Below are 22,711 nucleotides of genomic sequence, written 5' to 3'. Positions count from 1 at the left end.
CCTACGCTGGATCGCATGACCGAACTCGCCGCCCTCGCCGACCGCCTCCTCGCACTGCACCGTCCAGGTGATCCCGTCGTCCTCCCGACCTGCTGGGATGCCTGGTCCGCACGACTCGCCGAGAGCGCGGGCTTCAGCGCCCTCACCGTCGGCTCCCATCCGATGGCTGACTCGATCGGTCGTCCCGACGGAGAGGGGATGGGCATCGACGAGGTGGTCGCGCGGGTCCGCCAGATCACCGAGGCCGTCTCGGTCCCGGTCTCGGTCGACCTCGAGGCAGGCTACGGCCTCTCTCCCGCCGGCCTGGTCGACCAGTTGCTGACCGCCGGTGCCGTCGGGCTCAACATCGAAGACACCGTGCACTCCGACGGTGGCCGCCTGCGTACCGCCGAGGAGCACGCCGAGTACGTCGCGGGGTTGCGTGCCGCGGCCGAGCGGGCCGGCGTCCACGTGGTCATCAACGCACGGACCGACTGGTTCAAGGGCAAGCACGGCGACGAGGCGACCCGCGTCGACGACGCCATCGCCCGGATGCGGCTGTGCGCCGAGGCGGGCGCGGACTCGCTCTACCCCGTGGCGTTCCATGACGAGGCGACCTTGACCCGGCTCTGCGCCGAGCTTCCGCTCCCGGTCAACGCGATCGCCAAGCCAGACGACGGCGACCTGGCCATGCTGCGGCGCGCGGGGGCAGGCCGGATCAGCTTCGGCCCGACCTGGCAGATGGGGCTGGCAGCGGTCTCGAAGGAGTGGCTGGCGCGCTGGGCCTGAGCGGGTCCGGCCGAGCCAGCGCGCCGTTCCTCACCAGACCGTGCCGCGGTCCACGACGAGGTTCGCACCGGTGATCGAAGCAGCGGCGTCGGAGGCCAGGAAGAGCAGCGACTCCGCCACGTCCTGAGGAGGCATGAAGCCCGGGATGACCGACTGCGACTTGGCGATCCACTCCCAGTTGACGTCCTCGGGCAGGCCGGTCGCGGCGTTGCCGGTCATCGGGGTCTCGATACCGCCCGGCGAGACGCAGTTGACCCGCACCTTGTGGGCGCCGAACTCGATGGCGAGGGCGCGCATGCCCAGCAGCAGCGCGGCCTTCGAGGAGCAGTACGCGACGTTGTAGGGCTGGCCCATGACCGAGGAGATCGAGGCGACCGAGACGATGTTTCCCGTGCTCTCGATCAGCGCCTCGGAGAAGCCCTTGGCCAGCATCAGCGGCGCCAGCGCATTGACCTCGTAGTGCTTGCGCAGGAGCTCGGCGCTCATGACGGGCAGGGGCGAGAACTTGAGGATGCCTGCCACGTTGCAGAGCACGTCCAGGCCGCCGAGCTCGGCGAGGGAGTCCGCGACGAAGGCATCGCGAGCGACGTCGTCGGAGAGATCGCAGGCGACCACACCTTCGGCTACGGCGACGTCTGTCGCCACGACGCGGGCGCCCTCGGCGCGGAACAGATCGGCGACGACCTTGCCGAGGCCGCCAGCCGCGCCGGTGACGACGACCCGGCGGTCGGTGAAGCGCTGGGCACGGGGAGTCTCGGTCACGGTTCCTCCTGGGAGTCGATGTGGCCGTGGGTCGTCGGCCAGCACCAGAATAGAACGTGTTCCACTTCGGTGGCGATCCCCGTCCCACGCACCTTCCTCGACCGGCAGCCCACACAGGGAGGAGGGTCGTCAGGCCTGTTCGCGCAGGTACTTGCCGAAGTGCGGCACGGTGAAGGCGATCCGGCCACGCTCACCGGAGTAGATGAGCCCCTTCTTGAGCAGGGCGTCGCGCGCCGGGGAGAGAGACTGCGGCTTCTTGCCCAGCACCTCGGCGACTGCAGCAGTGGGCACGGAGCCGATCTCGTCGACCTCCTCGCTCTCCGCCAGCCTCAGTGCCGCGTCCGCCATCGCGCGCAGGTAGTCGCGCTCCCCCGGCGTCGCTCGCTCGAACCGGCTGCCGAAGAAGCCGACCGCCAGTTCCGCCTCCGCCTCCGGGGCCGCCACCGCGACGTCGTCGGCAGTGATCGGCGACCGCGGCGCGCGGTCCCAGACAGCCTTGCCGTAGGCCTGGATGAAGTAGGGGTATCCGCCGGTGGCGGCGTACATGGCGGCAAGCGCCCCCGCGTCGTACGCCGCCTCCTCCTCCGCCGCCGGCGCCTCGAGTGCGCGGTCCGCGGCATCGCGCGCCAGTCGATCGATGCGCTGGTAGGAGAAGAGCCGCTCGGAGTAGGACTTGCTGGCCGAGAGGACTGCGGGCAGGTGCGGCAGGCCCGCACCGACGACGATGAGGGGCAATCCGGACTGACTGATCTCGTGGCACGCCGCACAGAGTGCGGAGACGTCGTCCGTTCCCAGGTCCTGCATCTCGTCGATGAAGAGTGCGATGCCGAGCCCCTTGTCGGCAGCCAGGCCACCCAGATCGGTGAAGAGCTCCACCAGGTCGATCTCGATGTCTCCGGAGTCGGCACGACCGCGTGCGGCCGGGACGCTGATGCCCGGGTTCCACTGCTCCTTGAGCTTGGCCCCCGCTCCTGCGTCGCGTTGGGCGAACGCACGGATCACGCCGAGCACGTGGTCGACCTGGTCGGGTTCCGGATGTCCGAGCTCGCGGACGGCCTGATGCACGGCCGACGAGAGCGGGCGACGTAGGCCCTGGTCGGGCCGCGCCTCCAGCTTGCCGGTGCCCCAGCGCTTGCGGACCGCTGCCGATCGGAGCGCGTTGAGCAGCACGGTCTTGCCGACGCCGCGCAGTCCGGTGAGCACCAGGGAGCGCTCCGGACGGCCGCGAGCGACCCGCTCCAGCACCACGTCGAAGGCCGTCAGCTGCACGTCGCGCCCCGCCAGCTCCGGCGGCCGCTGCCCGGCTCCGGGGGCGTAGGGATTGCGAATCGGATCCACGATCGGACGCTATCGCGCTCTCTAGGGTTTCCCTTAGACATCGGCAGCGAGTCATAGCCCTGTTTCAGGCCGACCAGGTCAGCGCGGCTCCAGCACCACGACGGGGATCACCCGGTCGGTCCACTTCTGGTAGTTGTCGAAGTCGGCATAGAGCTCCACCAGTCGCGGCCACAGCAGCTCCCGCTCCTGCGCATCGGCAACCCGCGCCCGCACGGATCTGTTGCGCTCGCGGGGCAGGCTCACGGTCGTCTCCGGCGCCGAGGCCAGGTTGTGCAACCACTGGGGGTGGCGGGGCAACCCGCCCTGCGACGCGACGATCACGAGACGCTCCCCGTCAGCAAGGTAGAGCAGCGGGGTGGTGAACCGCTTGCCGCTGCGCCTGCCCACGTGGTCGAGGAGAAGCACCGGCACCGGCTTGCGCCAACCTGCGCCGATCCGCCACGTCGCGCCGATGCGTCCGTTGGTCAGCCGGAAGAGCGCGACGTTCGCACGGGCGCCGTACTTGATGAGCCGAGCGACGACGGGCGAGTCGAGGCCAGGCGGCTTCTCCTTGGGTAGGGCCATGCGTCAGATCATGCCGTCTCGGCCTGCGGCGGCGCAGCGACGCTCCTCGGCGCCGGGACCCCGGCCGAGGCCCCCCGGTAGGCGACCTCGAGCCCCGAGCGCAGCAGGTCGATCAGGTCGGGTACCGCATCCACGGGGAGCCGGAACGTGCCGGCGCAGACGTTGTCGCGCCACATCGACAGCACGACCAGTCCGGCCTCGTGGTGCCAGGTGACCCGCAGCGCGCGGTCGCTCCCCCGGGCGTCGATGAAGATCGAGCCCGTCGCGGAGACGGCACGACTGGTCATCTCTCCAGTGTGCCCCCGCGATCCGCACCTGTCATCAGAACGGCGGGGGCGACCGCGTCCCCTCGTCGACAGACCGCCGACGGACGTAGCCGCTAGCCTGGGAGCGTGCCCGAGTTGCCCGAGGTCCAGGCCCTGGCGCTGGATCTCTCCCAGCGCCTGGCAGACCGCGCGATCGTCCGCATCGACCTGGCGGCGTTCAGCGCGTTGAAGACCTACGACCCACCGCTCTCCGCGGTCGAGGGCACCTTCGTGGAGAGCGTCGGCCGCCATGGGAAGTTCCTCGACATCACGACCGGCGGCCTGCACCTGATCCTCCATCTCGCACGAGCAGGGTGGATCCGCTGGCGCGACGAGGTGCCCCAGCTCCCGCCCCGTCCTGGCGGCAAGTCTCCGCTCGCAGCTCGGATCGTGCTCGATGACGACTCGGGACTCGACATCACCGAGGCCGGCACCAAGAAGTCGCTCGCCCTCTACATCGTGCGCGATCCGGCCGACGTGGAGGGCATCGCGCGACTCGGGCCCGACCCGCTGAGCGAGGAGTTCACGCGCGAGCGGCTCGCAGAGATCCTGACCCAGGCCGGGCGAGCCCAGATCAAGGGAGTGCTGCGCCATCAGGGCACCATCGCCGGGATCGGCAACGCCTACTCCGACGAGATCCTGCACGCTGCCCGCATGTCTCCGTTCAAACCTGCCAGCTCGCTGACCGACGACGACCTCGCCACCCTCTATGCCGCGATCCGCGACACGCTCAGCGGGGCAGTCTCGCGCTCCGAGGGCCTTGCGATGAGCGAGCTCAAGGGTGAGAAGAAGTCCAACCTGGCCGTGCACGGGCGCACCGGCAAGCCGTGCCCGGTCTGTGGAGACGTCGTACGGGAGGTCAGCTTCGCCGACTCCAGCCTGCAGTACTGCGCCACCTGCCAGACCGGCGGCAAGGCGCTTGCCGACCGACGCATGAGCAAACTGCTCAAGTGAGCAGCACCAGGCACACGACGCTCGCCGTCGCGCTCGGCGGTGCGCTCGGTGCGACGTTGCGTTGGGCAGCGGCCGAGCACTGGCCCACGGTCGGCGGCACCTTCCCCTGGACGACGTTGGCCATCAACGTCAGCGGGTGCCTTGCCATGGGCGTCCTGATCGCGTTCGCCCGACGGCCGGGCGCACATCCACTGATGCGTCCCTTCGTCGGCACCGGCGTCCTCGGCGGCTTCACCACCTACTCGGCCTTCGGAGTCGAGGCCCAACAGCTCCTCGAAGCGGGCCGGCCCGGCCTCGCCGCGGCGTACGTCGGCGCGACCGTCGCGCTCGCGCTCGCCGCGGTCTCGCTCGGGGCCCGGCTCGCCGGCAGTCGGGAGCCCGGCCATGCCTGATCTCTGGTGGGTGGCGCTCGGCGGCGCGATCGGGGCGGCCCTGCGCCATCACATCGACCAAGCCTTGCGTCATCGCAGCGACGTCGAGCGCCCGTGGGGCATCCTGGTCGCCAACCTGATCGCCTGCTTCGTGCTGGGCACCCTGCTCGCGGCGAGCCAGCGTGGCGGCCTGCCGGAATGGCTGCTGCTCGCTGCGGCGACCGGGTTCTGTGGGGCACTCTCCACCTGGAGCACGCTCGCCGGTGACACCCGCGCGCTGATCCGTACGGGGCAGTGGTCGGTGGCGCTCGGCAGTCTCGTCGCCCACCTCGCGGGCGGCATCGGCCTCGCCTGGCTGGGCGTCACCCTCGCCGGGTGAGTCCGCGGGCCACCCCACTGTGGCAGGCTCGAAGCCATGAACGTCCCCACCGTCGCCATCGCCGGCGTACCCGATCCCCTCCCCGCCGGTCTGCACATCCTCGACGTACGTGAGCAGGTGGAGTGGGACCACGGGCATATCGAGGGAGCACTGCACATCCCACTCTCCCAGCTCGGCGAGCGGTTCGAGGAGGTGCCGACCGAGCAGACCCTGGTCGTCTGCAAGGTGGGCGGCCGCTCCGCCCAGGCGACGGCGTACCTCGCTCACCAGGGCCGAGACGTCGTCAACCTCGACGGCGGGATGCTCGACTGGGAGGCGGCGGGCCGGCCGATGGTGAGTGAGACCGGGCAGCCTCCCCTCGTGGTCTGAGCGGAGCTACTTCGCCTCCTGGCAGATCTTCACGAACTCGGTGGAGAGCTTGTCGAGCTTCGCCTGCTCGTCCTTCGTGAAGCCGGGGTCCTCGGCCTTGACCGGGTCCTCGACCGCGTCGAGCGCCGCCACGAAGACGACGAAGCCCTCGCGAGCGTCGCCGACGATCTCTTTCGGCGTACCTGTCTTCTTGAGCTTCTCGCGCGCCGCCCGGAACGCCTCCTTGTCGGCGGCAGCGCCGCCCGACAGGTCCAGCATCGCTGAGCAGAAGTCCTCGGTCGCGGCGTCCTGAGGCATCGCCGCCTGCTTCGCCTGAGCCTTGTCCCCACCCGTGTCGTCGTCCGAACCACCACAGCCGGCGGCCAGCCCTCCGATCAACAGCAAGACGGCGGTGAGTCCAGCGGCGTTCTTCATGGTGGTCCTCTCGGCAGACAGCGGCGGGCCGAGCCTGCCAGAAGGCCGGGAAGGACAGCAAAGGGCGCCCGAGCCATCGGCTCGGGCGCCCTTCGTCGCTACGGTCGGCGGGTCACCGCCTCTCCGAGGCTCAGATCACTCGGTGCCCTCAGTGGAGAGACCGTCGGTGGGAACGTCGTCCATCTGGTCTTCCATCTGCTTCTGGAGGTCACCCATGCAGACCTCCATGTACTTGGTGCTGAAGGCCTCGACCTTCTTCTTGTCGTCGCCGTCGACAGCGTCGTCGTTGTCACGGTCGTCCCAGTCGAGGTCGGTGAGGACCTCGAAGCCGTCGCGAGCGTCGCCCTTGATCTCCTTGGGCGTGCCCGTGTCCTTGAGCTCGTCCATCGCGTCCTTGAACGCGTCCTCGTTCTCGGCCTCGCCGACCTTCTGCATCGCCTTGCAGAAGTCGTCCTTGTCGGCGTCCTCCGGCGAGCCACCACATGCGGCAGCCATGCCGCCAACCAGCACCAGCGATGCTCCGATGAGCGCAAGTCGCTTCACGTCTATTCCCCTTCGTTCGGTATCCGGCGACAGCCACATGCGGACGTCGCCCGAGCCGAACCACCGTCACCCAAGAGCGTGACGGGGTGAGTTCGACCCTCCCAACTCCAGTCGTCGGGCGGGTGAACCTCACCGGCTCGTCCCGCTTGTTACCCGGAGCCGGCCCGGCCAAACCGCATCATGTCCAAGATTTCAGCGCGGGCACACTCAACACCCCGGGCAAAGCCGCCAAGTAACGTGATCGCGGCCACTCCACGACACCCAACGTGCCGAGGTGCTCGGTCTGCCACTGCACGTCGATGAGCCGCCGCTCCGGACCGGCCGATCGCAGCAGTTCCACCAGTCCGACCAACGCCACCTTCGACGCGTCGCGAGCCCGGTGGAACATCGACTCCCCCGCAAACAGCCCACCGATCGCGACGCCGTACAGACCACCGGCAAGCTCCCCCTCCCGCCATGCCTCGACCGAGTGGGCCCACCCGAGTCGGTGCAGTTCGAGGTAGGCCGCACGGATCTCCGGAGTGATCCAGCCGCCGTCGCGCGCCGGGTCCGCGCAGCCGTCCAGGACCTCCTCGAAGGCGGTGTCGACCCTGATCTCGAAGTCACGACACGACCGGCGCAGCGACTTCGAGACCTTCAGGCCGTCGAGCTCCAGCACGCCGCGCTCGACCGGGCACCACCAGCCGAGCTCACCGGAGACCTCCATCGGGAAACAGCCCGCCCGGTACGCCGCCAGGAGCGTCCCCGGAGCAAGGTCGGCCCCGATCGCCACCAGGTCGTCGGCGTCGGCAGCCGGCACACCGAACACCCAGCGCGACGGCTCCGGTTCGATCGGCACAACCCCGAGCGTAGGCGTCCCCTCCTACGATGACGGCATGGGTATGGGCAAGAAGATCACCGGCGCCATGGCTCCGCACGCGGTGCGCGCAGCACCAGAGCTGACCTCCGGCTTCGTCCTCGAGGCGCTCGACCGCGCGGTCAAGGGCGTAGGCCCGCTCCCACCGGCTGCGTTCCTCTGCTGGAAGGTGCTGCGGGAGGCGGACGGGAAGGTCGAGCGCGCAGTGCAGGCCATCGTGACCCGGCACGTGAAGTACGCCGCGGCCCAGGGCTTCGCCACCAACATCGGCGGCCTGGTGACCTCGGCGGTGACCCTGCCGGCCAACGTCACCGGTCTGGCGCTCATCCAATGCCGGATGATCGCCTGCATCGCCCACCTCTACGGCGCCGACCTCGAGGACCCGAGCCTGCGCACCGCGGTCCTCGCCACCCTGGCCGGGCCCGACACGGTGAAGAACCTGCGCAAGAAGGGCAAGCTTCCGGGCAGCCCCGGAGAGCTGCTGAACCGCCCGTCCGACAGCGAGCTCGAGAAGTGGCTGGCCGCGAAGGTCGCCGGCGACCTGATCACCCAGGTCACCGGCAAGCGCCTGGCGACCACCGTGGGCCGCAAGGTGCCGATGATCGGTGGCGCCGTGGGCATGAGCGCAGACGGCTTCGCTACCTGGCAGGTCGGCAAGTACGCCGAGCGTGAGTTCCGCGCTGCGGGTCAGCGTCCCCGGACTCGGCGGTAGGTGCTCATCATCCCGCGACCGAGGCCGGAGTCCTCGAGCTTGCGCACTGCCTTCTCCCGCGCCCGGTAGGTGGGGCGCAGGTAGGCGCGCTCGAGGGCCTGCTCGAGGTCGGCGACCCGGGCACGCAGCTCCTCCTCCAGCTCGCGCTGTCGCACGCCCTCACGGAGCAGCGCCTCGATGGCGTCGAGTGCAGCCCGGTTGACCTGACGCGGCCGCGGGCGATCCGGGTCGAAGAACTCGGCCGGCTCGGCGCCCGGCAGCAGGTCAGCGAGGTCGCCGACGACGTCGACGCCGCGGGCGCGGATCTCCTCCACCCACGATTCCGACAGGTCGCGCGCCCACTCCCACACGTCGGGCGGGAGCGCCAGACGCGGTGAGCCACGGCGCTTCGAGAGAGTCTGGTGAGCGAGGAGCTCGCGCACCAGTGGTCGGTAGTGAGCAGGCTCCACCGAGTCGTTGACCCGCTTGTTGATCTTGCGGACCAGGGACGTCTCGGGCACCCCCATCGACGGATTCACCCGCTCCACGTGCAGGTCGAGATCGAGTCCGGCCAACCCGAAGACGCGCGCGAACCTGTCCCACAGCATCGAGCTGTCCGAGCCGGACGGCGGCACCGTCACCACATGCACCTGCTCGGGGGGCAGGTCGCCGGCCCAACGGTCGAGGATCTCGGGCACCTCCTGGACCGACCAGAACCAACTGGCGATCCGGCCCTCGCGCTCCGGGTCCTGCAGTTCGTCGAGGAAGCGCCGGAAGCCGATCGTGCGGCGGTGCTTCACGTTCTCCTGCCACTCCGCAGGTATCTGCCGGACCAGGTCACGCACCGAGAGGACGACGTGCACCTCGGTCTCCGGATGGCCGAGCGACTCGAGGGCGCGCTGCACCTGTGGCCGGGAGGCGTTCGCCAGGATCTCGTGACTGATGATCGTGGTGCCGCTCCACTTGCGTGTGCGGTCAGCGAGCTCGTCCCAGGCGCCGACGGCCTCCTGCTCGAGGCCGCCCCAGGGGAGCCGCATCAGGTCGAGAGCCGCGAGGAACTGCCCGTCGAACCGCTCGGCCGGGTAACTGATGCCCGCGGCCCGTAGCGTCGGACGATTGTTGAACAGCACGTCCTGGAGATAGGAGGTCCCGGTCTTCGGCGTCCCCACATGCAGGAGCACCCGCTTCCGGCTCACCGCGTCTCCCATCCGTCGCACAACACCTGCACCGTCACCTCGAGAACACGCTCACCGAGCGGACGGGCCCGTCCGGCCTCCGCCATGGCCCACAAGGTCCCCAGGTCTCCGCGCACAGGGTATCCAGCACGACGGACGTCTGCCGCGATTCCCTCCGCGACGCCGCGTGCCCATGCCCTGGCCTCCTCCGGAACCACCAACGCCGTGCCCCCGGTGCGCGCTTCCATCCAGGGCCGCAACACCCGGTCGACCAGCTCCGCACGACGGGTGGGGTCGACGAGGCCGCCGAGCAGCGGCTGCACCTTCCGCACGACCTCGACCGCCTCGGGTTCGATGACGGGACCCAGAGCCGCGGCGGTGAGCTCGACCCGGCGCCGAAAGCCCGTGGCACGCCACTCCTCGCCACGCCGGCGGAAGCGCAGCGCGGCAGGCACCCGCTCCAGGTGCGCAGAGCGGACCGTCCACTGCGGCCACGGCAACACCGGGCCACGTGCCGCCCGACTCGCCCACACGTCGTACAGCAAGGCGTCGACGGGCGCCAGCGGCAACGCCAGCACCCCGCTGCCGCGCGCGCAGCGGCGTCGCCGCTGTGGTGCCGGTGCGGGGAGTCGTGGTGCCCGGGCCAATTGCTCGGCGAGAGCACCCACCGCGACCCGCACCAGCTCCGCCGGCGGCACCTCGCTCGGATCGACCGGGCGCGGGCCGTAGTCGCGCTCCGCGACCGCGCCGCGCAGCAGGAACTCCTGACGCCCGCGCGCCGGCGCTCCGGTGCCGAGGATGCGGCGTACGACGTCAGTCGAGCCGCCGGCGAGGTTGACCCGGCGGGCCAGCTCGAGCTGCGCGGCGCCGGGGAACGGGCCGGCATCGGGGGCGGCCGTGCCGGTGAACTCGGCCCACGGGGTGCACCCACCCTCGCGGAGGTGCGCTACCCACCCCCAACCGCGCGCGTCGGTGCCCGTCACGAGGGCGTCAACCTGGTGATGGTCCGGCGCACACGGGGCGCCAGTGCCTGCTCCGGCGCGTTGCGTCGAGCGGCTTCGCGCGCGAAGTCGGCCAGTACGTCGATGCTCACCTCGGTCATCCTGCCCTTACGCGGCCGATCCGGGTCATGCCAGCGCGCGTCCACTGCTGGACGCTCCGGGCGGAGCTCGTCGAGATCGCCCACGACGTCGACGCCGGAGCCCGAGAGCCAGGAGATCCAGCGCTCACTGTGTGCGTTCGCCCAGTCGTACAGGTCGGGCGGAAGCGTGATGGCACGCCGGCCGCCAGCGAAGGCGCCCTGCTCGACCATGCGCATCATCAGCTGGTCGAGGTCACCCCCGCGGCGCCTGCCCTGGGCATGGCCGGCGTGCCGCTCCAGCGACGCGTTGAGCTGCCGCAGCACCTGAGCCTGCTCGATCCCCATCGACTCGTTGTGCCGGTGCGCGGACTCAGGAGCATGGCCCGGATCGATCCCCACCGTGGCGCAGAAGCGCAACCAGAGCTCATCGGCCGGGGCACCGGGGCGCGGCACCGTGATCACATGCACCCGCTCGGGCGGCAGGTCGCGCGACCACCGGGTGAGCACCCGTGGCAGGTCGAACGCCTTCATGAACCACGGGCCACCCTCCTGGGCGCGCTCCAGGAAACGGGCGAAACTCCACGAGCGGCCCTGCTTGATGCTCTCCTGCCAGGCAGCCGGCAGCTGGCGGGCGAGGTCGCGCACCGTGTAGACGACGTGCAGCTCCGCACCGTCGAGATCCGCGCGGAGGCGGGCGACGTGCCGAGGCTTCGCTCCCGCGAGGATCTCGTGGGAGATGACGACCGTGCCCGAGCGGCGACGTACCTGGCGCGCCATCGCCGACCAGGCGCCCTGCGCGTGGCCCGGCGGACCACCCCAGTCCTGGTCGAGCAGGTCGAGCGCCGCCTGGAAGTGGAAGAACGCGGCGTCGCCCGGCCGGAGACGGTCGGGGAAGTGCACGTCGTGGGCGGCGAGGCGCGCGGCGTTGCGGGTGAGCCGGTCCTGGAGATGAGTCGTGCCGGTCTTCGGCGCACCGACGTGCACGAAGACGACCGGTGAGCTCATGCGCCCGATTCTGCCCCACGGGTCCCGAGCGCCTGCACTACCCGGGAGGGGCTGGGCCGGCCGAGCTGCTCCGCCATCCACACGCTGGTCGCGACCAGGGCCGGCAGGTCCACCCCGGACTCGACCCCGAGGCCGCGCAACATCCACACCAGGTCCTCGGTGGCGAGGTTGCCGGTGGCGCTCTCCGCATACGGGCAGCCGCCGAGACCACCGGCACTGGCATCGAAGGTCGTCACGCCAGCGAGCAACGCCGCGTGTGCGTTGGCGAGCGCCTGTCCGTAGGTGTCGTGGAAGTGCACCGCCAGGCGCTCGGTGCCTACTCCGGCAGCGGCGAACGCGCGCACGAGCGCCGTCACATGACCGGGAGTCCCGACGCCGATAGTGTCTCCGAGGCTGAGCTGGGAGGCGCCAAGGTCGAGCAGGCGACAGCCCACCATCACGACCTGCTCGATGGGCACAGCACCCTCCCAGGGGTCGCCGAAGCACATCGACACGTACGCACGGACGTCGAGACCCGCCTCCCGGGCGCGGCGCACCGTGGGCTCGAACATGGCGAACTGGCTCTCCAGGTCACGGTTCAGGTTGCGTTGCGCGAAGGTCTCGGTGGCGGAACCGAAGATCGCGACGTGACGCAACCCGAGCTCGAGAGCCCGGTCCAGCCCGCGCTCGTTCGGGACGAGCACCGGAAGGTCCCGGCCGGCCTCGCCCAGCCCGCTCATCAGTTCGGCGGCGTCAGCCAGCTGCGGCACCCAACGCGGATGCACGAAACTGGTCGCCTCCACGATCGGGAGCCCAGCCGCCAGCAGTCGACGAATGAACTCCGCCTTCACCTCCACCGGCACGACGGTCTTCTCGTTCTGCAGGCCGTCGCGCGGCCCGACCTCCCAGATCGTGACCCGTTCCGGCAGCCCGGCCTCGGTCTGCTCCATCGGCAGCGCTGGACGAGCCATCAGTCCGTCACCTCGAAGAGCACGTCGCCGAGGGCGACCTGTTGCGCGACGCTGGCGGCGACCGTCGTGACAGTGCCGGAGTACGGCGCCTTGAGGGTGAGCTCCATCTTCATCGCCTCCATCATCCCGAGGCTCTGCCCTGCCTCCACGGTGTCACCCTCGGCAACCAGCACCTGGAGCACCGTGCCGGGCATCGGCGCGGTCACCGAGCCCTCGCCGCGCACCTCCCCGTGTGAGGCGTTGGGGTCGGGCCGCTCGAAGACATGTCGTTGACCGCGGTGCACCACCTCGACCTGACTCGGGCTCACCGCGACGAAGGCAACGTGACGCTCGCCGTCGACCTCGACGCGCAACCGCTCCGCACCGTCGTCCAGCGCGTCGCGCTCGAGGATCCGGAGCTCGCGTCCGTCGATGGTGGAGGAGTCGGCGTCGACGAGCACCCGGAGCTCCTCGTCGAGGTCGACTCGCAGACCCTCCGTGAGGCGGGAGGCGCGCCAGCCGTCGGCCGCGAACGGATGGCCGGAGCCGGAGAGCCGGGTGGCGACGACGAGTGCACCGATCAGGCGGGCCACGGTCGGATCGGGCGCGGGCACCTCGTGCTGGTCCAGCCAGGCGGTGTCGATGGTGGCGTATCGGAACTCGTCGCTGGCGGCCAGCGCACGCAGGAACCCGGCGTTGGTGGTGAGACCGAGGATTGCGGTGTCGTCGAGTGCGGCAACCAGCGCTCGACGCGCCTGCTCGCGGTCGCGACCCCACGCGATCACCTTGCCGAGCATCGGGTCGTAGGACGTGCTGACCACCTGTCCGGACTCGAGCGCGTGGTCGACACGGACGCGGGACGCCCTCCCGCCATGCGCGCCGGGCCAGTGCACGACGCCGGCTCGACCGGCCTGCGGCAGGAACCCGTTGAAGCTGTCTTCGGCATAGACCCGCGCCTCGATCGCGTGACCGTCCCACCCGCGGACCTGCCCGCCCTCGGCCAGGGGCGCACCCTCGGCCATCCTCAGCTGATCGGCGACCAGGTCGTGATCGCCGTGCACCATCTCGGTGACGGGATGCTCGACCTGGAGCCGGGTGTTCATCTCGAGGAAGTAGAAGTCGCCGGTCGCGTTGTCGAGCAGGAACTCGACGGTGCCGGCTCCGGTGTAGCCGACCTGCTCGGCCAAGGCGACGGCGGCAGCGGTGACCGCCTCCCTCAGTTCGGCTCCGATCGTGGGGGCGGGCGCCTCCTCCAGCACCTTCTGGTGTCGACGCTGGGTGGAGCAGTCACGTTCGTGGAAGTGGACAGCACGCCCGTGACGATCGCCCATCACCTGCACCTCGATGTGGCGGCCCGACTCGACGTACTTCTCGATCAGGAGTGTGTCGTCCCCGAACGCGGACCTGGCCTCACGAGCGGCCGCGGCCACCGCGTCGGCGTACTCCGCAGCAGAGCGGACCACGCGCATGCCCTTGCCCCCGCCGCCGGAGGCGGCCTTGACCAGGACCGGGAAGGCCAGCTGGTCGGCCGGTGTCTCCAACGAGTACGACGGCACCACCGGCACACCCGCACGCTCGGCGACCTCGCGTGCGGCGTCCTTGCGGCCCATCTGCTCCATCACGGCAGCGCTCGGTCCGACCAGCCGGATGCCTGCCTCCTCCAGCGCCCGGGCGAACTCGGCGCGCTCGGAGAGGAAGCCGTAGCCAGGGTGCACCGCGTCGGCACCGGCACGCTGCGCCGCGGCGACGACCGCGTCGATGTCGAGATACGAATCGACGCGGACAGCCTCGTCGGCCTCGCGCACATGGGGCGCGGCGGCGTCGAGGTCGGTATAGATCGCGATCGTGCGCAATCCCAGGACCCGTGCCGTGCGAAAGACCCGCAGCGCGATCTCGCCGCGGTTGGCGACCAGTACCGAACTGACCGTCGCCCGGTGGTCGGACTGGTCACCCCGGTGGTCGGACTGGTCACCCCGGTGGTCGGACTGGTCACCCCGGTGGTCGAGCTTGTCGAGACCCATCGTTCTCACATCCTGAAGACGCCGTAGGAGGGGGCTGGCACCGGTGCGTGGGCCGCGGCCATCAGGCCCATGCCGAGCACACGTCGGGTGTCGACCGGGTCGATCACCCCGTCGTCCCAGAGCCGCGCGGTGGAGTAGTAGGGCGAGCCCTGCGCCTCGTACTGATCGCGGATCGGGGCCTTGAAGGTCTCCTCGTCCTCGACCGACCATTGCTCACCACGCGCCTCGATGCCGTCGCGCTTCACTGTCGCGAGCACCGTGGCTGCCTGCTCGCCGCCCATGACCGAGATCCGGGCATTGGGCCACATCCACAGGAACCGCGGGTCGTAGGCGCGACCACACATGCCGTAGTTGCCTGCTCCGAACGAACCGCCGATGACGACGGTGAACTTCGGCACCACCGAACAGGCGACCGCCGTGACGAGCTTGGCGCCGTCGCGAGCGATGCCGCCGTTCTCGTACTCGCGGCCGACCATGAAGCCGGTGATGTTCTGCAGGAAGACCAGCGGGATGCCGCGCTGGTTGCACAGCTCGATGAAGTGCGCGCCCTTGCGGGCAGACTCACCGAAGAGGATCCCGTTGTTGGCCACGATCCCGACCTGATGACCCCAGATCTTCGCGAACCCGCAGACCAGAGTCTCGGCGTAGAGCTGCTTGAACTCGGCGAACCGGCTGCCGTCGACGATCCGCCGAATCACCTCGCGGACGTCGTACGGCGTGCGTGTGTCGGTCGGCACCACGTCATAGAGGCCCTCGGGATCCTCGGCCGGCTCCTCGATCTCCGATGCGGGTCCCCGGTGGTCGAGCCTGCTTCCCCGGTGGTCGAGCCTGTCGAGACCCGGCACCGTCTCCATGATCTCGCGCAGGATCGCCAGTGCATGCAGGTCGTCGACGGCGAGGTGGTCGACGACGCCGGAGGTCCGGGCATGTACGTCGCCACCACCGAGCTCCTCGGCCGTGACGACCTCACCGGTCGCGGCCTTCACCAGCGGCGGTCCACCGAGGAAGATCGTGCCCTGCTCCTTGACGATGACGGTCTCGTCCGACATCGCCGGCACGTAGGCACCACCCGCCGTGCAGGAGCCCATGACAGCGGCCAGCTGGGGGATCTGCTCGGCGCTCATGTTGGCCTGGTTGAAGAAGATCCGGCCGAAGTGCTCCTTGTCGGGGAAGACGTCGTCCTGCATCGGCAGGAAGGCGCCGCCGGAGTCGACCAGCGAGATCACCGGGAGTCGGTTTGCCCGGGCGATCTCCTGCGCCCGCAGGTGCTTCTTGACCGTGATCGGGTAGTAGGTGCCGCCCTTCACGGTGGCGTCGTTCGCGATCACCACGCAGAGCCGTCCGCTGACCATGCCCATGCCGGTCACGATGCCCGCACTGGGCACCGGATCGCTGGTGCCGCTGGCATCGGGAGCGCCGTACATCCCGGTGGCGGCGAGGGCGCTGAACTCCAGGAAGGGGCTGCCAGGATCGAGCAGGTGCTCCACCCGAGCACGGACCAACAGCTTGCCGCGGTCGGTGTGCTTGCGCCGCGCCGACTCGGACCCGCCCTCATGGGCTCGCCTGAGTCGCGTGCGTAGGTCGCCGACCAGCTCCCTCATCTCGCTCATGGGTTAATGATTGCTAACCGATCCGCGTGACGCAACCCCAGGTTCCACCCGGGCCCCGCGAAGCAGCTCGACCACCCAGGCCGAGGCCGCCACCGCACATGCGACACCGAAGGCCATACGGCCGGCCGGCGGCAGGAAGAACTGCGGCAGGACCAGGGCGAAGAGCAGCCCGTAGAGCCCGGCCGCCCTCGACCGCGCACCTGTCGACCGCCAGGCCAGGGCGAGCGCTACCGCGGCGCTCGCCAGCAACAGCAGGCCGACCCCGAAGAGGGTGATCGCGACCGGCTGGTTGCGCACGTCGTCCGCGATCTCGATCAGCACGGGATCGGACTGAGCCGCGGAGCCGACCGCATGCAGCCCGAACGTCTCGGCTCCGCAGTAGGGCAGCACGAGAGCCAAGCCCCACGTGCCAGCCAGACGCGCAACCGCACCTGCGCGACCGGCCGCCAGCACCGACACCCGGCGCGCAGTTACGACCAGCAACGTCAACGCAACCGCGCCACACACGTGGGCCACCACCCACCACGACGAGGCGAACGCGTCGGCAGCGTCAGCATTCAGACCCTCGGCGTCGCCATAGGGCCGGAGCAGCAGATAGGCCGCCATCAGCAGTCCGCTTCCCAGCAACGCGCCGGCAAGGCGGCGATCAATCTCTCGACTCTCCACGAACCCTCCTTCATAAGAGAGCAGTGCTCTCGTTTTCGCCAGAGTGCCATACGGATGCCACCCATTTCAAGAGCAGTGCTCTCTGTTGTGGCAGACTAGGTGTGATGACCTGAGGAGGAGTGCCGATGTCCCGAGCCGAGACCCGCGCCAGCAACGTGGCGGCGATCCTTGCCGCGGCGCGCACCGAGATCGCCGAGCACGGCAGCGGGCTCTCCATGCGCGCCGTCGCTCGCGAGGTCGGCATGGTCTCCTCGGCCATCTACCGCTACTTCCCGACTCGAGAGGCGCTCCTGACCGCGATGGTGGTGGAGAGCTACGGGAACCTCGCCGCGACCCTGACGAAGGCAGCTGAGGGCCGCCGTACCCGGGCCACGCGGTGGACCGCCCTGGGCGAAGCGCTCCGCGCCTGGGCACTGGCCAACCCCCACGAGTTCCAACTGATCTACGGCACCCCGCTCCCCGGGTACGTCGCCCCACCTGAGACCGTGCCGGCCGCAGCCGCAGTGGCCGCGCCCTTCGTGGCAGCAGGTGCCACGCAAGCCGTCCCTGGCTTCGGAGCACCCGCACTGCGAGCCCAGATGGACGTGCTGCTCGATCTCGCCGACGACGTCGAGCCCTCGGGCGCCGCAGCCGTCCTCACCGAGCTGGGCGCCCTGATCGGTGCCGTCTCCCTCGAACTCGCCGGTCATCTGGTCGGCACCGCCGATCCGGCCGACCACCTCTTCGCCGCGTTGCTTCGTCGGCAGGTGTCGACGCTCGGACTCCGCTGACCGCCTCGCAGCCACGCTCCGTTTAGGCTGACGGTCGTGTCCCGCCGTGAACAGATCCTCGCGACCGCCGCGGAGCTGTTCGCAGCCCGCGGCTTCCACGGCGTCTCCGTGAGCGAGATCGGCGCCGCCTGCGGGATCAGCGGCCCGGCCCTCTACAAGCACTTCCCGGCCAAGGACGCCGTGCTCGCGGCGATGCTCGTCGGCATCAGCGAGGAGCTGCTCGGCGAGGGACGGCACCGGGTCGAGGCGAATCCCGATCCACGCGGCGCCCTCGCTGCCCTGGTCTCCTGGCACATCGACTTCGCGATCAACCACCGCGCCCTCATCGTCGTGCAGGAACGCGACTGGGAGTCGCTCCCCGCCGAGGCACGCGAGAAGGTACGGACCCTGCAGCGCGAGTACGTCGACCTGTGGGCCGAGCAGCTTCGCGCACTGGACCCCGATCTCACCCTGGCCCGGGCTCGCGCCATGGCACACGCCAACTTCGGACTGCTCAACTCGACCCCGCACTCCAGCCTGGTTCCCGCGAAGCAGCTGCGCGGAATGCTCGAGGCGATGTCGTGGCGGGCGCTGGGGCTCGACACCCCCTAGCGCCCGGCCCGCGTGCGCCTGCCACTGCTACAGCCAGCCGGCGAATCCCAACCCGATCGCGAGCACCAGGTCGACTGCTGCCATCGCGCCGACCACGGCATAGCGGCGCCGATGCGAGTGCATGTCGAAGACGGTCGCGGCAATCCAGAAGAACGTGCCGTAGCCGAAGACGACGATCGGCAGCAGGAACGGCTCGTCCCAGAACCACCACGACCAGTGGAAGATCCCCGCGCGGTGCAGCAGCACCTCGACGAAGACGCAGACACACGACCACCAGGTGATGAAGACCCACCGGTTCGGTACGCCGAAGATTCGCAGCGACTTGTCGGACGGCAGGAACTTCACGAACTCGATCCCCGAGATCAGGAAGAGGAAGACGATCTCGATCGTCCAGCCGATCAGGATCAGATAGGCGGTGTCGCCGGTGATCGTCCAAAGTGGCGCCCGCCCACTCGCGTGGAACCAGGCGGAGTTGATCAGCTCGTTGAAGACGTCCATCAGGAAGAACGCGAGGCCGGCCGCGATGATGTCCCACCGCTTGCGCTCCACCTCGGTGGCGTAGACGTACATGACGATCCCGAAGAACGTGACGACGTACCAGTGCAGGTTGCTGGGGTCGCGGAGCATCGAGAACGCCTCACGGGAGGCATCGGTCATCGCAAGCGTGGTCATGGTCGGGGTGGTCACAGCCAAGGAACCTAAGTCCGCCCCGCGGCCTCGGACGTGGGATCTGGAACAGATCCCCTTGCCGATCCTTGTGGGATTCTCCACGGTTGGGCTACAACCGTCCGGTGACGTCGATCGAGCAGCGGATGCGACCCCACCTCGACGCGATGTGGGCGGAGCACGACAGGCTCGTGCAGCGGGTGACCCGCGTGGTCACCGCGACCGTGCCCAGCTACGCGCAGACGCCGTCGAGCGAGGTGTGGATCGGGATGACCCGGATCCTGGAGCGTGCCGCGCACGGCAACCCCTTCGGCGAGCCCGGTGAGACTGACCGTATCGCCGCCCTCGGCACCGGTGCCCAGGGCGCCCGGGCGGGGATCGCCGCAGAGGATCTGGTCGCCGCCGTGCTCCTCGGTGCTCGCGAGGTCGAGCACGAGGTGATGGAGCACGCCGCCGCGGCCGGACTCACGACGGCCGATCTGCTCGATGCGACGCGGCGGGCGCGCTCCTGGGCCGAGCAGATGGCGGTGTGGGCAGTCGAGGGCCTGCGGAACGCCGCGTCCGACGACCGCGGACCTGACCCGCGCCACCATCAGCTGATCACAGCGCTGGAGACCGGGGCGGAGGTCCAGGCACACTCCACCGCACTCGACCTCGGTCTCGACCCGAGCGTGCCGTGGTGGGCCATCGCCGGCCAGGAGCCCGCCGACCCGCGCTCCGGCGCCGGGGCCACCCTGCGCCTGGCGAACCCCGGCGCCCTCTGGTCGGCGCCCCGCGTCGAAGACCTCGTGACGTCGTACGTCGGCCTGACGCGGCACGCGCCGCGGGTGCCGAGTGAGCTCGTCGCAGGGGTCGCCCGGGCACCCGACCTGGCCGGGCTCTCGACGGCGTTGCGCGATGCTCGACGGGCACTGCGGGTCGGCCTCCGCTTCGATCGGCAGGGAGCGGTCGGGCTGCCGGAGCTCGGGTTGCTGGTGCCGCTCCACGAAGATCCGGCGTTGGCCTCCCGACTCGTGGAACGTTGGGCGGCACCCCTGACCCGTGAGCCCCGGCATGCTCTTGCAGCGACCTTGTGGTGCTGGTTGGAGCAGGAGGGCCACGTGGAACCGACCGCCATCGCGCTCGGCGTCCATGCCAACACGGTGCGCAACCGGCTGGCACGCGCCGACCGACTGCTAGGCGACTGGAGATCGCCTCACCACCGCGCCGAGGTGTGGGCAGCTCTCCAACTCCTCCGTTGAGAACTTGTGGGGATCCCCACCGTCGCTCGTCTCCCCTCCTCGTTGAATGGACGAGTTCGCAGGAGCAGGAGGGAGCACCCATGGCAGGCAGTTCGCGACGTCACCACCGCATCCGCGCCGCGCTGACCGCGCTGGTGGCGTGTGCGCTCACCGCCAGCGCGGCGTCCCTCGCCCCCACGCCGGCACACGCCGAGGGCGGGATCGACCCGCGCGACCTGACCCAGCTCTTCCTCGGCGAGCTGCAGGGCCTGCTCGACAACCGGGCCGACATGCTCCGCTGCCCGACCCTTGCGGGCGGCACCATCGGGCTGCCGGAGCTCCCCGGCGAGCCGGGCCGCAAGGGCACCGACCGCGGCAACCCGCTCAACGCTGGAGACGCGAGCACCGCGCCGCAGGCACTGCCGACCCAGGTGATCTTCCGCAGCACCACCCAGACCTTCAACCGGCGCTACCAGTTCGCGCTCCACCGGGGCACGATCTGGTACAAGTCCAACACCGCGGTGACGGGCATCAAGGAACCCTGGGCCAAGCTCAAGGTCGACCGCTGCTTCGCGGGCAAGATCGCCGGGATCTCGGTGGACGACGACGAATTGATCGCCATCGACCGCGACCGCTGGATCTACGGCATGGACGGCGCCCTCAAGTCCCCCGGCTTCTTCAACTGGTCGCTGCGCTGGGGGCCGCCGCTGTGGACCGGCCCCGGCTGGAAGCTGCCCCGCGGCGTCCAGGACTGGACCTGGTCGGTGCTCTCCCAGGTGGAGGACAAGACCTGGACCGATGATGCCGGCAACGCCCACCAGGTCGGCGCCGGCAAGGTGTCGCACATCTGGACGCTGAGCCATCGCGGCCGCCGGGTCACCTACCTCGACCCCTGGCTCCCGGCCGACTCCAGCTACGAGGTCTGCACGCCGCACCGGGGCCGGTTCCGCGCCGCCGGAATGTCGGCAAGCGGCTCCACCCTCTTCCTGATCGGCCGCCACGGCGACCTCTTCACCCGCCTCTACGACTTCGACATCGCAGGTGCCGACCCGATCTTCTTCAGCTACTCCTACGACGACCGGCGCGGCGTCGCGAACCCCAAGATCCAGCTGCCCTCCCCGGCATGGATCCGCCAGCCGAAGATCCCAGAGACCGTCACCGACCGCATCTCGATCCACAAGGTCGGCGCCGGATCGACCCACCGCGAGCTGCGCGTCGAGGGCCGCCGCAACGGCAAGGTCGGCTACTGGCACAAGGACATTCGCGCCCCACGGTGGCGCTTCACCGCCACCGGCGGTCGACTGGTCGGCAAGCGCTTGGACAACCCCCGGCGTACCAGCTCTCGGGTCGGGCTGGCCCGCTCCGAGAACCGCAGGTACGCCGGCACGATCGACGGCGCCACCGTGACGGTCCGCAACTTCACCACCTACTGCTCACCCGCGAAGGTCGTCGTCAAGCTGCACAGCGGCCCCACGATCCGGCTCCGGCTGCACACCACCGACAACATCCGACAACTACGTCGCGCCCGCGGCTTGGACGATGTGCCGCGGATGTTCAACGGGGCGCTGGAGGTGCCCCCGGCGCTGCGCTCCTCGAAAGACCCACGGGTCGTCGCCTTCGTCACCGCGCTCGGCTCCGGTCGCTTCGTCGACGCACCGCTGGACGCGACCACCAAGCAGCTGGCGTTCCGCAACCAGCGCTGGACGCTCAGCTATCGGCGGTGAGTGAGCGTCGGGTGATCGCGAAGCCGAAAGCGGTTGCGAGCAGATACATCAGCACCGAGTAGACCGCGCTGGGCACCGCGACCTCGGTGCTGTCGAGGACGCTCAGGGCGATCGTCAGAGCGATCGTCGTGTTGTGGATGCCGATCTCCATGGAGCAAGCGACGGCCTGGGGCTGACCGAGCCTCAACAGCCGGGCGCCGACGTAGCCCACGGAGAGGCTGATCAGACAGAACAGCCCCGTCACCACGCCGACGTCGCGCAGGTAGCCGCCGATGTGCTCACGCTCGCCGAGCAGCGCGCCGACCGCGACGACCACCAGCACCACGATCGAGAAGACCCGCACCGGACGGTCCGCTCGGGTGGCGAAGTCGAGGGAGCGGCGGCGTACCAGCATGCCGATGACCACGGGCACCAGCACGATGGCAATCACCTGCACGACCTTGCCGAACTGCAATCCGAGCTCGCCATCGGCGTCGAAGTGGTCGATCGCGAAGTTGGTGATCAGCGGGATCGTGAACGCTGCAAGGACCGAGTTGATCGCGGTAAGGCTGACGTTGAGAGCCACGTCGCCGCGGAAGAGGTGGCTGAACAGGTTGGCCGTGGTCCCGCCCGGCGACGCTGCCAGCAGCATCACGCCGACCGCCAGCAGCGGGTCGAGGTCGAAGGCCGTCACCAACCCGAAGGCCACCACCGGAAGCACCAGCACCTGGATGACCAGCGCGACCACGACCGCCTTCGGCGAGCGCGCCACCCGAGCGAAGTCGCCGATCGTGAGCGAGAGCCCGAGGCCGAACATGATGATGGCAAGGGCGATCGGAAGCCCCACGGTGATCAGTGCTGAGTCGTTCATCGGCTCACCCGCTGCTCGAGGCCCCCACACCGGGACTCTTGCCCGCGGACACTACCCGTCGCTGGGCTCCACGTCAGCAGGTTCGGCAG

General features: G+C 69.9%; 26 protein-coding genes. 10 read left to right on the top strand and 16 right to left on the bottom strand.

Annotated features, from left to right (window positions below; genetic code table 11):
- The first annotated feature begins 15 nt into the window (after window positions 1–15).
- The gene (locus DNK54_RS14045) at window positions 16–768 is read left to right on the top strand and encodes an isocitrate lyase/PEP mutase family protein (RefSeq protein ID WP_204164611.1); all 753 of its coding nucleotides are present in this window, start codon (window positions 16–18) and stop codon (window positions 766–768) included.
- Window positions 769–798: 30 nt separating this feature from the next.
- Here DNK54_RS14045 and DNK54_RS14040 read toward each other — a convergent pair whose 3' ends face one another.
- The 4 genes from DNK54_RS14040 to DNK54_RS14025 all read right to left on the bottom strand — a co-directional run bounded on the left by DNK54_RS14040 (window position 799) and on the right by DNK54_RS14025 (window position 3,719).
- A complete protein-coding gene (locus DNK54_RS14040) occupies window positions 799–1,530 on the bottom strand; it encodes an SDR family NAD(P)-dependent oxidoreductase (RefSeq protein WP_162602468.1) in 732 nt (243 codons plus the stop codon).
- A 129-nt stretch (window positions 1,531–1,659) separates the two neighbouring features.
- Window positions 1,660–2,868 carry an ATP-binding protein gene (locus tag DNK54_RS14035; RefSeq protein WP_110207630.1) on the bottom strand — a complete coding sequence of 403 codons (1,209 nt, stop codon included), beginning with the start codon at window positions 2,866–2,868 and terminating at the stop codon, window positions 1,660–1,662.
- Between the two features lie 78 nt (window positions 2,869–2,946).
- Window positions 2,947–3,432 (bottom strand): nitroreductase/quinone reductase family protein, encoded by a 486-nt coding sequence (locus DNK54_RS14030; protein WP_162602467.1) that lies wholly within the window; start codon window positions 3,430–3,432, stop codon window positions 2,947–2,949.
- An 8-nt stretch (window positions 3,433–3,440) separates the two neighbouring features.
- The gene (locus DNK54_RS14025; protein ID WP_204164610.1) at window positions 3,441–3,719 is read right to left on the bottom strand and encodes a hypothetical protein; all 279 of its coding nucleotides are present in this window, start codon (window positions 3,717–3,719) and stop codon (window positions 3,441–3,443) included.
- 105 nt (window positions 3,720–3,824) lie between these two features.
- Here DNK54_RS14025 and DNK54_RS14020 point away from each other — a divergent pair, with 105 nt between their 5' ends.
- The 4 genes from DNK54_RS14020 to DNK54_RS14005 are packed head-to-tail and all read left to right on the top strand — an operon-like array spanning window position 3,825 to window position 5,810.
- A complete protein-coding gene (locus DNK54_RS14020) occupies window positions 3,825–4,691 on the top strand; it encodes an Fpg/Nei family DNA glycosylase (protein ID WP_110207629.1) in 867 nt (288 codons plus the stop codon).
- Entirely contained in the window at window positions 4,688–5,083 is a 396-nt protein-coding gene (gene crcB / locus DNK54_RS14015; RefSeq protein ID WP_204164609.1) for a fluoride efflux transporter CrcB, read from the top strand. The genes DNK54_RS14020 and crcB overlap by 4 nt, the downstream gene beginning before the upstream one ends.
- Window positions 5,076–5,441, top strand: a complete 366-nt coding sequence (locus tag DNK54_RS14010; protein WP_110207628.1) for a fluoride efflux transporter FluC — start codon at window positions 5,076–5,078, stop codon at window positions 5,439–5,441. Before crcB ends, DNK54_RS14010 begins: the two co-directional genes overlap by 8 nt.
- Before the next feature lie 36 nt (window positions 5,442–5,477).
- Window positions 5,478–5,810 carry a rhodanese-like domain-containing protein gene (locus DNK54_RS14005; protein ID WP_110207627.1) on the top strand — a complete coding sequence of 111 codons (333 nt, stop codon included), beginning with the start codon at window positions 5,478–5,480 and terminating at the stop codon, window positions 5,808–5,810.
- A gap of 6 nt (window positions 5,811–5,816) precedes the next feature.
- On the opposite strand, the gene DNK54_RS14000 is transcribed toward DNK54_RS14005, so the two are convergent.
- From DNK54_RS14000 to aat, 3 genes are all read right to left on the bottom strand, one after another.
- A complete protein-coding gene (locus DNK54_RS14000) occupies window positions 5,817–6,224 on the bottom strand; it encodes a hypothetical protein (RefSeq protein WP_110207626.1) in 408 nt (135 codons plus the stop codon).
- Between the two features lie 135 nt (window positions 6,225–6,359).
- Window positions 6,360–6,767 carry a hypothetical protein gene (locus DNK54_RS13995; RefSeq protein WP_110207625.1) on the bottom strand — a complete coding sequence of 136 codons (408 nt, stop codon included), beginning with the start codon at window positions 6,765–6,767 and terminating at the stop codon, window positions 6,360–6,362.
- Between the two features lie 178 nt (window positions 6,768–6,945).
- Window positions 6,946–7,605, bottom strand: a complete 660-nt coding sequence (aat, locus tag DNK54_RS13990) for a leucyl/phenylalanyl-tRNA--protein transferase (RefSeq protein ID WP_110207624.1) — start codon at window positions 7,603–7,605, stop codon at window positions 6,946–6,948.
- 37 nt (window positions 7,606–7,642) lie between these two features.
- Between aat and DNK54_RS13985 the strand changes: the two genes are divergently transcribed.
- Complete coding sequence (locus DNK54_RS13985; protein WP_110207623.1) at window positions 7,643–8,335, top strand: EcsC family protein; 693 nt, start codon at window positions 7,643–7,645, stop codon at window positions 8,333–8,335.
- On the opposite strand, the gene DNK54_RS13980 is transcribed toward DNK54_RS13985, so the two are convergent.
- From DNK54_RS13980 to DNK54_RS13950, 7 genes are read right to left on the bottom strand one after another with little or no spacing between them, the layout of a single operon-like run.
- Entirely contained in the window at window positions 8,311–9,510 is a 1,200-nt protein-coding gene (locus DNK54_RS13980; RefSeq protein WP_239460100.1) for a hypothetical protein, read from the bottom strand. The genes DNK54_RS13985 and DNK54_RS13980 overlap by 25 nt on opposite strands.
- Window positions 9,507–10,472, bottom strand: coding sequence for a hypothetical protein (locus DNK54_RS13975; RefSeq protein WP_110207621.1), 966 nt, complete (start codon window positions 10,470–10,472; stop codon window positions 9,507–9,509). Before DNK54_RS13975 ends, DNK54_RS13980 begins: the two co-directional genes overlap by 4 nt.
- Window positions 10,469–11,575: a hypothetical protein gene (locus tag DNK54_RS13970; protein ID WP_110207620.1), complete on the bottom strand. Its 1,107-nt coding sequence runs from the start codon at window positions 11,573–11,575 to the stop codon at window positions 10,469–10,471. Before DNK54_RS13970 ends, DNK54_RS13975 begins: the two co-directional genes overlap by 4 nt.
- On the bottom strand, window positions 11,572–12,525 hold the full coding sequence (locus tag DNK54_RS13965) for a hydroxymethylglutaryl-CoA lyase (RefSeq protein WP_110207619.1): 954 nt from the start codon (window positions 12,523–12,525) through the stop codon (window positions 11,572–11,574). Before DNK54_RS13965 ends, DNK54_RS13970 begins: the two co-directional genes overlap by 4 nt.
- Window positions 12,525–14,525 carry an acetyl/propionyl/methylcrotonyl-CoA carboxylase subunit alpha gene (locus DNK54_RS13960; RefSeq protein WP_110207618.1) on the bottom strand — a complete coding sequence of 667 codons (2,001 nt, stop codon included), beginning with the start codon at window positions 14,523–14,525 and terminating at the stop codon, window positions 12,525–12,527. The genes DNK54_RS13965 and DNK54_RS13960 overlap by 1 nt, the downstream gene beginning before the upstream one ends.
- A gap of 5 nt (window positions 14,526–14,530) precedes the next feature.
- Window positions 14,531–16,126 carry a carboxyl transferase domain-containing protein gene (locus DNK54_RS13955; RefSeq protein WP_420846382.1) on the bottom strand — a complete coding sequence of 532 codons (1,596 nt, stop codon included), beginning with the start codon at window positions 16,124–16,126 and terminating at the stop codon, window positions 14,531–14,533.
- Between the two features lie 12 nt (window positions 16,127–16,138).
- Window positions 16,139–16,801 carry a hypothetical protein gene (locus DNK54_RS13950; protein WP_110207616.1) on the bottom strand — a complete coding sequence of 221 codons (663 nt, stop codon included), beginning with the start codon at window positions 16,799–16,801 and terminating at the stop codon, window positions 16,139–16,141.
- 125 nt (window positions 16,802–16,926) lie between these two features.
- Between DNK54_RS13950 and DNK54_RS13945 the strand changes: the two genes are divergently transcribed.
- Entirely contained in the window at window positions 16,927–17,571 is a 645-nt protein-coding gene (locus DNK54_RS13945) for a TetR/AcrR family transcriptional regulator (RefSeq protein WP_110207615.1), read from the top strand.
- A 36-nt stretch (window positions 17,572–17,607) separates the two neighbouring features.
- The gene (locus DNK54_RS13940) at window positions 17,608–18,162 is read left to right on the top strand and encodes an SACE_7040 family transcriptional regulator (RefSeq protein WP_110207614.1); all 555 of its coding nucleotides are present in this window, start codon (window positions 17,608–17,610) and stop codon (window positions 18,160–18,162) included.
- A gap of 27 nt (window positions 18,163–18,189) precedes the next feature.
- Here the strand turns inward: DNK54_RS13940 and DNK54_RS13935 are convergent, their stop codons facing one another.
- Complete coding sequence (locus DNK54_RS13935) at window positions 18,190–18,849, bottom strand: hypothetical protein (protein WP_110207613.1); 660 nt, start codon at window positions 18,847–18,849, stop codon at window positions 18,190–18,192.
- A gap of 104 nt (window positions 18,850–18,953) precedes the next feature.
- Here DNK54_RS13935 and DNK54_RS13930 point away from each other — a divergent pair, with 104 nt between their 5' ends.
- Both DNK54_RS13930 and DNK54_RS13925 read left to right on the top strand, forming a co-directional pair.
- The gene (locus tag DNK54_RS13930) at window positions 18,954–20,069 is read left to right on the top strand and encodes a PucR family transcriptional regulator (RefSeq protein ID WP_162602466.1); all 1,116 of its coding nucleotides are present in this window, start codon (window positions 18,954–18,956) and stop codon (window positions 20,067–20,069) included.
- Window positions 20,070–20,149: 80 nt separating this feature from the next.
- Window positions 20,150–21,772: a hypothetical protein gene (locus tag DNK54_RS13925; RefSeq protein WP_110207611.1), complete on the top strand. Its 1,623-nt coding sequence runs from the start codon at window positions 20,150–20,152 to the stop codon at window positions 21,770–21,772.
- On the opposite strand, the gene DNK54_RS13920 is transcribed toward DNK54_RS13925, so the two are convergent.
- Complete coding sequence (locus DNK54_RS13920; RefSeq protein WP_110207610.1) at window positions 21,756–22,622, bottom strand: bile acid:sodium symporter family protein; 867 nt, start codon at window positions 22,620–22,622, stop codon at window positions 21,756–21,758. The two genes, DNK54_RS13925 and DNK54_RS13920, sit on opposite strands and share 17 nt — an antisense overlap.
- Window positions 22,623–22,711 lie beyond the last annotated feature (89 nt).

This window comes from Nocardioides daejeonensis, from assembly GCF_003194585.1.
Classification (GTDB): domain Bacteria; phylum Actinomycetota; class Actinomycetes; order Propionibacteriales; family Nocardioidaceae; genus Nocardioides; species Nocardioides daejeonensis.
This window is presented reverse-complemented; position numbering and strand designations above follow the sequence as displayed.